The 10,677-nt window shown below is 36.1% G+C and carries 9 protein-coding genes and 1 rRNA gene; 3 read left to right on the top strand and 7 right to left on the bottom strand.

The annotated features are described in order from the left end of the window. Positions 1 to 311: 311 nt before the first annotated feature. The 3 genes from J7E66_RS27995 to J7E66_RS27985 all read right to left on the bottom strand — a co-directional run bounded on the left by J7E66_RS27995 (position 312) and on the right by J7E66_RS27985 (position 3,195). Positions 312 to 1,358, bottom strand: coding sequence for an alpha-mannosidase (locus J7E66_RS27995; protein WP_215006343.1), 1,047 nt, complete (start codon positions 1,356 to 1,358; stop codon positions 312 to 314). Between the two features lie 41 nt (positions 1,359 to 1,399). Beyond that, positions 1,400 to 1,732: a polysaccharide deacetylase family protein gene (locus J7E66_RS27990; RefSeq protein WP_215006340.1), complete on the bottom strand. Its 333-nt coding sequence runs from the start codon at positions 1,730 to 1,732 to the stop codon at positions 1,400 to 1,402. A 335-nt stretch (positions 1,733 to 2,067) separates the two neighbouring features. Continuing rightward, a complete protein-coding gene (locus J7E66_RS27985) occupies positions 2,068 to 3,195 on the bottom strand; it encodes a 2-methylaconitate cis-trans isomerase PrpF family protein (protein WP_215006336.1) in 1,128 nt (375 codons plus the stop codon). A 146-nt stretch (positions 3,196 to 3,341) separates the two neighbouring features. Between J7E66_RS27985 and J7E66_RS27980 the strand changes: the two genes are divergently transcribed. Both J7E66_RS27980 and J7E66_RS27975 read left to right on the top strand, forming a co-directional pair. Next, complete coding sequence (locus J7E66_RS27980) at positions 3,342 to 4,208, top strand: LysR family transcriptional regulator (protein WP_215006333.1); 867 nt, start codon at positions 3,342 to 3,344, stop codon at positions 4,206 to 4,208. 212 nt (positions 4,209 to 4,420) lie between these two features. Further along, complete coding sequence (locus J7E66_RS27975; protein WP_214719105.1) at positions 4,421 to 5,731, top strand: CitMHS family transporter; 1,311 nt, start codon at positions 4,421 to 4,423, stop codon at positions 5,729 to 5,731. A gap of 126 nt (positions 5,732 to 5,857) precedes the next feature. On the opposite strand, the gene yyaC is transcribed toward J7E66_RS27975, so the two are convergent. After that, positions 5,858 to 6,460 carry a spore protease YyaC gene (gene yyaC / locus J7E66_RS27970; RefSeq protein WP_308162612.1) on the bottom strand — a complete coding sequence of 201 codons (603 nt, stop codon included), beginning with the start codon at positions 6,458 to 6,460 and terminating at the stop codon, positions 5,858 to 5,860. Positions 6,461 to 6,521: 61 nt separating this feature from the next. Beyond that, complete coding sequence (locus tag J7E66_RS27965; protein WP_215006331.1) at positions 6,522 to 7,655, bottom strand: AbrB family transcriptional regulator; 1,134 nt, start codon at positions 7,653 to 7,655, stop codon at positions 6,522 to 6,524. 146 nt (positions 7,656 to 7,801) lie between these two features. Here J7E66_RS27965 and J7E66_RS27960 point away from each other — a divergent pair, with 146 nt between their 5' ends. Then, positions 7,802 to 8,665 (top strand): LysR family transcriptional regulator, encoded by an 864-nt coding sequence (locus J7E66_RS27960; RefSeq protein WP_215006328.1) that lies wholly within the window; start codon positions 7,802 to 7,804, stop codon positions 8,663 to 8,665. A gap of 79 nt (positions 8,666 to 8,744) precedes the next feature. Here J7E66_RS27960 and tcuA read toward each other — a convergent pair whose 3' ends face one another. Together tcuA and rrf are read right to left on the bottom strand one after the other, a co-directional pair. Further along, positions 8,745 to 10,259, bottom strand: coding sequence for an FAD-dependent tricarballylate dehydrogenase TcuA (gene tcuA, locus J7E66_RS27955; RefSeq protein ID WP_215006346.1), 1,515 nt, complete (start codon positions 10,257 to 10,259; stop codon positions 8,745 to 8,747). 225 nt (positions 10,260 to 10,484) lie between these two features. Beyond that, a 5S ribosomal RNA gene (rrf, locus tag J7E66_RS27950) occupies positions 10,485 to 10,601 on the bottom strand. Positions 10,602 to 10,677: the final 76 nt, after the last annotated feature.

Below are 10,677 nucleotides of genomic sequence, written 5' to 3'. Positions count from 1 at the left end.
TCCAAGAAAGTTGATTAGCTCATTTTGTTACGTTGGCTCATGTTCTCCATATTAATAGAAGAAACACGATATTTTTTGTTTGTTTGTTGACGTTTTTGTTTGTTTAGTTTTCAAAGAACAATCTATCATGTCAGAAGCGACATTTATTATTATATCGAATCTCTATTGCTATGTCAATATAATATTTTAATTTTTTTGTTCTCACTTTCAACGAATTTGACAGCCGTTAAAAGCAACTTCCTTATAATATCATCTTCGATTTACTTATGCAACAGAAAGTTTTTCTTTTTTTTTATGGACTGTTCATTTCCTCAAAACTTTTTTGAGATAACACTCCCTTGCTTTTGAAGTAATCGCTCGTCCGCCGAAACTGGAATCGTTAACGTGTGCTTAAACTCAAGGACTGTACGCAGGGCACTTCTTTCCAATAAGGTAAATTCCGCTGGTATCCCTTTTGTTGTGATGGCGGAATAACCCTTCGCTTCCTTGAACATATATTCGTTCCCGACATCGCCTGTGTCTTCGTATATACCGAGACGCTGGAAGGCCTCACCGGTTTTTTTATCCGTTACATCATACGTGCCATCTTCATGGAACAGTAAATGCACAAATTCACTTTCCATTTCCAAGTCGTTAACAGGGGCTTTTACCTGTTGTTGCACCAACGAGTGAACATCCGGAACAAGATAATAGGTCTTGTAACCGAAGGATGGAATCTCCTCTGCATAGAATGATAGAGTTGCCCGCTTCGCAAAAAACGGCTGGCGGAACTTGTCGTCTGGCAGATCGTAACCGAATTCGACAGTCGGGCTTACGAGTTGAAATTCGACGGTCTGGCCTTGATCATCAACCAGCTTGTAGGCCGGCATTTCTTTATCCTTCAAATAGGCAGGAATTTCTTCAAAGTGCATTTGTGAAAAATACACTTTTTCAAGATCGACTAATTTTGTCACTACTTCGTTTTTGTTCCATCCCGTTGTATTCATGACAACAAGCGGAATTCCCCCATCCGGTGTTTTGGTGGTATCAACCGTAAGAGCAAGTTCTGCTGCCTGTTCTTGTACAAATACCTCTCCCATTTGTGAAACTCTTTCAAATCTCGTGACCATTTCACGGTGGACCTCATCGACACTGCAGCCGCAAATACTGTCATGTGGGTGATTTTTCAAAAGGGATTTCCACATAAAGCGAATATATTCGCGCGGGTAAGTTCCGTTTGCTAAATAACCAAAAGCCGCTAAAGGCTCCGCTATTTTTTCCAAAAGAGTTTGACAGCGGTTATTCCATTGCTTTAAGTAAATACGGGCAGAAGCCGTATTGACGAGAGTGGACCATCCGTCTGTCCGCTGATTGCGCAACTCCCCTTCAATGACTTGCAACTTCTCTGGAAGTACCTTTTTTAAAGCGTCTGTATATTCGTCAAAACTTGAATGCTTAAATGTATAATCGGGATAAAGGGCGGATGCGGTTTCGATTGCCTCAGGAATCGTTTTTTTGCAGCGGCTGGTGATTGTTTAACTTTTTCACGGTTTTCTGGGTGAACAGAGAAATAATCCTCTAACAGAACCGTTTGTCCATCCAGATGAAACGATTGAAATTGATTTCCTTCCTGTTCAAACTTATCGATTATGTTATTCATCAGCTTGATAAAGTAATAGCGGTGTTTCTCAAAGGGTAAATACCACTCCCTGTCCCAGTGGGAATGAGATATAATATGGGCTATCTTCTTCATGAGAATTCCCCTCCTACATTTTCGATTTATGCAATAAGTAAACGCTGTCATTTGTGAATGTGTACTATTACTAATAACAATAAAAGTCCACCCTCCAAGTAGCAATAGAATGGGCGTAAGTCATTTAGATATTCCAGTGGATATAAAATTATTCCATTGAAAAGGGGTCAGGTCCCCACTACAATAATGCTTAACGTAGTGGGGGCCTGACCCCTTTTTTTCCCCATGGCCAGCTAATACTGGCATGACGGTATAATACTATTAAAAACCAGTCACAGACTGACTCAGTTAGCCTTTCCAGATACCTCATTTAGTAAAACATTTACTTATATAATTTACGCTAACTTAGATATATACTCGTAATTTTTCTTTGTATATGCATATCCTTCCAAAATCACACGTGCTGTTCTTACTACCTTAATTGCGGTAATATTTCCTGCAATTAAATCAACCTTTGTTTCCATGATTCCAGCAGGATGTGCTAATCGGATAACTTCTTGTTTTACATTAATAGTATCGGATAAGATTGTATCATTTAAAAATGCACCTGCAGTTGTACAGATCGCACCTGTAATCGCAAGTGCTTGATGTGGTTTTTGCATAGACATCATTCTTATTGTACAGTCCATATTTTCAGTTTTTCTCTCCACTCCTGTTACATCAATATAATCCATAGGAGGAGCAATAATCGTTAATTTAGGAACAGCAGGTGATTTTTTTGTTGCTTCTTCTTTCGTAGCAAATTGGCACATTTCGGCTGCAATCGATCTGATTTCTTCTAATTCAGTTAGTTTTTCTGGTGTAAATTCATGTGGAAGTTCAGTCCCTTTAAGGCCAACATCATGTGCATGAATAAAAACTAATGGATTAGCAACATCAATTATCGATACATTTATCGGACCTCTAGGTGTTTGAATGACATCAATAGAGTTTCCGGTTGGAAATAGTTTTCCTGTTACTGCACCTTCAGCATTAGTGAATGATAGATAGATAGGAGAACCTGTTCCTGGAACACCTGGAATTGAACACATTCCATCTGTTTTTACTTGACCGTTCTCAACCTCTACCTCAGAAATGATTACTTTTTGAGTATTTGTATTAAAGATTCTAACAGTTGTAATTGGCTCAATTGCTGGTACTAGACCTTGTTCAATTGCATATGGACCTACCGCAGAAGAAATATTCCCGCAGTTTCCTTTGAAATCAACCAATTGATTTTCAATACTAACTTGTGCGAAGGTGTATTCTACGTCAATACCTTCAAAACCCGACTTTTTGATAATTGCTGCTTTACTCGTTAATGAATTGGCCCCACCAAGTCCGTCAATTTGTCTGCTATCTGGACTTCCCATTATATCTAACATAAATTCATCCCAAAGCGAACGATCTGATGGCATATCATCAAAATTAAAAAACACACCTTTGCTAGTTCCTCCACGCATCACAACAACAGGCACTTTCATCTAAAAAACCCCTTTTCTTATTCACTTTTCAAAAAGTATCGTTGCTTTTAAAAATATAGTAAGTTATGTGATATCATAAGTAAAATAGATATTTTATTAGAAAAATACAAAAAAAAACTTATAATCAGTTGATTGGGGATGAACTTATGGATGAAAAAGACTGGAATGCGATTCGAATTTTATATCAAGAGAAAAATATTAGCCGTGCATCAGAACGTTTATATATCTCCCAACCGGCATTAACTTACAGACTTAAAAATTTAGAAACGGAGTTTGGAACAAGATTATTTTTTAGAATAAAAGGAGGCATTGAGTTTACTTCAGAAGGCTTGCATTTAGTAGAGTATGCTGAAGAAATGATCAAAAAGCTGCAATCAACAAAAGACAATATGATCAATATGCAAGATGAGGTAAGAGGAACGTTAAGAATTGGAGTTTCAAGTAACTTTGCACAATATAAGTTACCAAGGATATTAAAAAAGTTTTCAACTAAATTCCCAAATGTACAATTTAACATTAATACAGGTTGGAGTACCGATATTTTAAATCTTCTTAATACCGATACTGTGCATTTAGGCATACTACGTGGAGATTACGAATGGTATGGAAAAAAAGCATTATTACATAAAGAAAAGCTATGTTTAATTTCTAAAAAGGAAATAAATATGGCGAATTTACCTAAACTTCCATTAATTAATTACAAAACAGATAGTTCTCTAAAATCTTCTATTAATGGCTGGTGGCATGACCGATACTCAGAACCACCGTTTATTATGATGGAAACGGACCGACTAGAAACATGTAAAGAAATGGTCAAAAACGATCTGGGTATTGCGATCGTACCTCAAATTTGTCTAGAACCTTTAGATAACCTACAAATCTACGAACTATCCTATAAGGGTGGTGAACCAGTTTATAGATATACATGGTTAATGTATAATCAGGATTCATTAAAGCTTTCTACTGTAAAAAGTTTCATAGATTTTTTAAATGAACATTCAAATTCTTTATAGCTAATTTAGAGAGGAATGAGAAATATTCCTCTTTTTATTTTATGGATTATAAGTTTTTTTTTAGAAATTAGATAAAAATTATATATTTTACTTATTTATACGTGTGTTATATTGTAAAACTAAGAAATATTTCTTGAAACAGTTTTCTCAATATTTGCAGTAATCAAATTTTAGTTATTTGTAAGCGATTTCTTTTATAGGAGGGGATTCATATTCTTACTTTTTTAGGAATTTCAATGGTTGTCTTATTTACTTATCTGATTATGGCAAAAAAATTATCTCCAGTTACAGCACTTGTCATTGTACCAATAGTTTTTGCAGTAATTGGTGGATTTGGTTTAGAGCTCGGTGGTATGATGTTAGATGGTTTAAAAGAGGTTGCTCCTTCAGCTGCCTTACTCCTGTTTGCGATTTTATTTTTCGGAATTTTAATTGATGCAGGCTTATTTGATCCATTAATCAATAACATGATGAAATTTGTTAAGGGTGATCCAGTTAAAATCGCGATCGGAACCGCAATTATTGCTATGACAGTAGCATTAGATGGCGATGGAACGACAACTCACATGATTACCATTTCTGCTATGTTAGCGCTTTATCTTCGAATTGGTATGAACCCTCTTATTCTCGCAACTATTTCTTTACTCTCTGTCAGTATCATGAGTGGGATGACGCCTTGGGGAGGACCAGCTACAAGAGCCGTTGCTTCTTTAGGCCTTGATTCGAATGAATTTTTCCTCCCACTATTACCTACAATGTTATCAGGAATGGGATGTATTCTTTTTATCGCTTTTGTTCTTGGAAAAAAGGAAAGAGCAAGAATTGGTGTGATCAATGTTGAGGAAATTCCACAACAATCATTACAATTAAGTGAAGCAGCTGCCGCTTATGCCCTACAAGAGGATATTAAGCGCCCTAAATTAAGATGGGTAAACTTTATTTTAACAATAGCGATCATGGTAGTTTTGGTCATGGGGTTAATTTCAGCTCCAATCTTATTTCTAATTGGATTTGTACTCGCGGCCATGATTAACTATCCAAATTTTGAGCAGCAAAAAGAACGTATTTTGTCACACTCAGGAAATGCTTTAACAGTTGTTATTCTAGTGTTTGCTGCCGGTATCTTCTCAGGAATTTTTTCTGGAACAAAAATGGTAGATGCTATTTCACATGCATTAGTATCAATCATTCCAGAATCTGTAGGTTCCTTCTTCCCACTTGTCGTTGCCCTAACTAGCATGCCATTTACTTTCGTATTATCCAACGACGCTTATTACTTTGGAGTTTTACCAATTCTAGCGGAAGCAGGAGCGGCCTATGGGGTAAGTCCTTTAGAAATTGCAAGAGCATCTGTATTAGGGCAACCTGTACATTTTCTAAGCCCACTTGTAGCATCCACTCTTTTATTAGTAGGGATGGTGAAAACAGATATCGGAGAATTTCAACGTTATGCGTTTAAATGGACTCTCCTTTGTTCTTTAGTCATTATTGCTGTTGCCTTTTTAACAAGTGCAATCAGCTAATACTTCATTTCATTGTTAGATCTCCAATAGATTCGATAATAAAAATTGAGCCTCCCAAATTAGTTACGAAACCGATTCGGGAAGGCTCTATTTTTTATCAATATATGAAACAAAAAAAGATATTTTCTAACGCTCTTTATCATCATTTACCCTAATTTTAGTAATTACTTTTACAATTGTTTTTGCAAGATTCATAACCGTATATAAGCGGGTGTCATTTAAAAATTGAGAAGTTGGTAAAGGATCTATATAATTTACAAACCCAACGAAATGGTAATCTCCTACTTCTGGGAGCATCTTTTCAAGGGCTTTCCCAGGAGTTAAAGGTCCTTCTTTAAACATCACATGACCAACTTGTTCTTTAGTACCGATGGAGGCATCGATACTAATAACTAACGGCTTTTTAAATTGTTTATTGATCTCCTTCAATATTCCTTTTAAGTTAAATGCATGTACAGGTTCTTCCAATGTTCCATATACACGAAAAGGAACTTGGCGTTCTTTTAGCATCGTTCCTACTAATGGACCTAATGAATCACCCACATATCGGTCCGAACCTATGCATAAAAAGACAATATCGTGAACCTCTGGTGATGATTGGTGAATTATTTCTCTTATATTAAATGCTAATAATTCACTATCTTTTTCTTCCGTTTTTTCATTTGATTTTACATAATATGAAATGGCTTCTTCATTCTTTTTGTCTTTTTCATAATAAAAAGGACACACGACCATCACCCTTAAATTTATTTTCCGGCACATAGCTGATAAAATCATTATACCCTAAAACCTATGCGGATAGATTAGTGTGAGATTTCTTTTTGACTTCTAGGTATTTTAAAAATCGAAAAAAAGGAGGAAGGGTAATACAGACAGTGACGACCCTGAGCACTTGTACCGCTACGACAAATGTAGCGTCACCATTCAAAACGAGAGCTGTTGTTGTCATTTCTGCAATTCCACCAGGTGCAAATGCTAAACCTGCAGTCAGAAATGTTATATTAGTAAAAATTGATACAAAGTACGCACAGATAAACACTGTTACAATTAAGCCGATTGTCCCTAAAAATGAAACGATCAAAGTTCGGTTTAATCCGATAAACATATTTTTATTAAAACGCGAGCCAATGCTTGCCCCAATAAAAATTTGCGATATGATGATTAAACTATGAGGCCACCAAGCTACAAGATCAAATCCAATAAGAACAGATCCAGAGGATTTAACTGCCGCAACACTAATCATCCCTCCAATCAGCCATGGAGCTGGAAACTTCAAAAATTTCCCGATATGATAGCCAATCCACGCTATAAACACAAATAAAATGGTCAAAGCAAGTTGCGCTCCTTCAAATGTTGATGATGATTCTGTCGCCGCAACTGCATGGTGATAGTCAGAATGACCGAACAAGAAAGAGATCATGACAGGGGTCGTAATGATAACTAAAAATACACGCATTGCCTGAATAATACTTACAACACCAGTATTTGCGCCAACTTCTTCTGCAATACCAGGGATTGAGGAAAGCCCGCCAGGTGCAGTAGCAAAAAAACTTGTTAACATATCCAATTTACTGAACTTCCATAAAACAATACCCGATAGTAAAGAAAAAAAGATTGATAAAAGAAGCATGATGATAATCGTTGACCAATTTTCTCTAAAAATGGATAGAACGGAAGTATTCACTTTCTGGCCTAATTCAATTCCTAAGATACATTGTCCAATGTATAACCAATATTTTGGAATTCCATTTTGAGTATAGAGTAAATGCAAAAAATTCGGACGAAGTATAGAAAGAAAAGCTGCCGTAAGGAGCGTCCCAATCATCCATCCAATCGGGAGATCTGTTAACGAGAGGAAAAATCCACCTAGCCCACTTACTATTACAAACCAAACAAATTGAAAAAAATGATTATGTTTTTCCATTCAGGATCCTTCTTTCATTAAGATAAAGTGATTTTGTCATCTTTGCTTTTTAAACCAAATATAGTATAATTTTAGAAATAGTTAAAATATTAAAATATTATCATTATCCATAAATAATATTAATGGTAGAAATGGTGGTTATAAGTTTGGATGAACGAGATTGGATGGTGTTACAAACCCTCTATAAAGAAAAAAACATTACAAAGGCTGCTCAACATTTGTATATTTCTCAACCAGCTTTGACAAACCGCTTACAGCAATTAGAAAAGGAATTTGGGATAAAAATTGTCAATCGAGGCAGACGTGGAGTTCAATTTACCCCACAAGGAGAGTATTTAGCGAAAAGTGCGCATGAAATGCTTCTAAACATACAAAAAATTAAGGAAAATGTTCTTAATATGGAGGACAATGTAGCAGGAACATTAAGATTAGGTGTCTCTACCTTTTTTACTGATTACATGCTTCCTAACCTATTAAAGCTATTCAAAGAACGTTATCCTACTATTGAATTCAAAGTAACGACTGGCTTTAGCAGTCATATCGCCCATTTAATTTACAATCAAGATGTCCATATTGGTATTGTTAAAGGAGATTTCAGCTGGAAAGATCACAAACATTTATTATTTGAAGAGACCATTTGTATCGCTTCTAAAGAAAAAATAGATATACATAACCTCCCTAACTTACCAAGAATCGATTATCATACTGACCCACTGTTGAAGAATTCCATCAATAATTGGTGGTCTGAACATTTCACCCAACCACCGCTTGTCAGTATAGAAGTCGATAAAGTGGATACTTGCAAAAAAATGGTTGTTAATGGATTAGGCTATGCAATCCTGCCAAGCCTGATTTTAAATGATGTCAATGATGTTTATAAAACGGATATTACAACCATTGACGGCAACCCCATTGTCCGTAAGACATGGATGTTCTACCACAAAGATTCATTAGAATTAAACATTGTTAAGGCATTTGTTGAGTTTATGGAAAATGAATTTAAAGGGTAGAAGTTAATCATTTAAGTACAGTCTTTATATTTAATAGAAGCATCTGCCTGAGGCATGGCAGATGCTTTTTTATTGTGATTTATGAAATACTTATCTTTTCTTTAGAATAATTGGCAGCTGATGTACCAGCTAATTTTCCAAAAACGGCTCCTGACATTAATCCTGATCCACCTGGATAATTTTTGTAGAAGATGCCACCGACCATTTCACCAGCAGCGAATAACCCAGCTATAGGTCTTCCTTCTTGGTTTAAGACCTCTCCTTCTGGATTTACATGTAATCCGCCAAAAGCAAAGGTAATACCACAAGTAACTGGATATGCATAAAAAGGAGCTTGGTCGATTCGTAATGCCCAGTTTGTTTTTGGCGGAATAATTTCAACTGTTCCTTTTCCGTCCTTCACTGTTGGATTATAGTCTCCTTCTTGAACTGCCGCATTAAATTCTGTTATCGTTTTTAAAAATTGTTCTTTATCAACTGACATCAATTCTGCTAATTCTTCAAGACTATCCGCTTTATAATAAGTGGCTTCTTCTAGATTGTATTCCTTTCTAAGCATCGGACGTACTTGAGCATCAAAAAGTTGGAAAGCAGAATGACCAGGCTGTTTTAAGACTTCGCGGCCATATTTTGCATATGTGTAGTTCCGAAAATCTGCCCCTTCGTCTACAAATCTATTTCCCTCATTATTAATCAAAAGACCAAGAGGAAATGAAGATTTTTTAAATATATCACCAGGCTTGTTAAAGTCACCAAATTTAGGAGCATTATAATCTGTTCCAATCGAGTGACAGCCATTCCACTCACCATATTTTTGCGCACCAACTGCTAAAGCCATAGTTATTCCGTCTCCAGTATTATATTCAGTCCCTCTTACAATCGCGGATTCCCATTCTTCTCCTAGATGTTCAATTCTCATTTTTTTGTTCGCTTCAAAACTACCACAAGCTAAAATTACACTAGACGTATTGATTGTAGTCACTTTCTCGATTTGTTCTATTTTAATGCCAGTAATATTTTCATTATCAGTTACTAACTCAATTGCCCGCGAATTATACCAGATATCAATCCCGATTTTTTCTGCTCGATCAAAGAGCCTTTTTATTAAACCAACGCCCTTATCTTCAGTTTTTATTGGAAGTCCACCCCAAAAGTGACGTTTACCATCTTGTACGAAGGATTGATTTTCGTAATTTAATTCAAATTTAATTCCATGATTACTTATCCATGAAAGTGTTTCATAAGATTTAGCAATAAGCTGATTTGCTAGTACAGGATCACTATTTCCGTCTGTTACTCGCATTAGATCATTATAAAAGTCAGATTGAGTGTATTCAGGCATTACGATCTTTTCTGCTTCCTCATCCGTTATATCAGTTATTATTCTTCTTATGTTTTCTAACTTATTGTAAGCAACACGAATCGCTCCATCTGTAAAAAATGAATTTCCTCCGCGCTTTTCTACTGGCCCGCGCTCTAAAACAAGTACTTCAGCACCATTTTCCTTTGCCGCAATCGCTGCACACAAAGCTGCATTCCCTGCCCCAACTACAACTACATCATAATTTCGTTTATCCACGTTTACCCCTCCTATTAGTCATGTGTTTCCTTAACTAAATAGTACGGTATAAACAGCGATTAATAAAATACCGTTATTTGATTGTTTTCCATAAATAATATTTATGGCTAGCCTTCAAAAGGATAAACAATCTGTGAGACGTACTTAGAGCCGCTTGAATAAGGCCCTAATCATCTAAAAACAAATTAGTTTCTCCACATAACAAAAAGAACAACCCAATAATGAGTTGTTCTAAGATATGCCTGGCAACGTCCTACTCTCACAGGGACGCGTGTCCCAACTACCATCGGCGCTGAGAAGCTTAACTTCCGTGTTCGGTATGGGAACGGGTGTGACCTTCTCGCCATTGCTGCCAGACTATTTAATTGAGGAATCATTCCCTCAAAACTAGATAATGCAGAAGAAGTTTGTAAAAACGAGTATGCCTTATAAA

This window comes from Bacillus sp. ISL-7, from assembly GCF_018613065.1.
The sequence above is the reverse complement of the archived record's forward strand: the minus strand, read 5'-3'. Positions and strand labels throughout refer to the sequence as shown.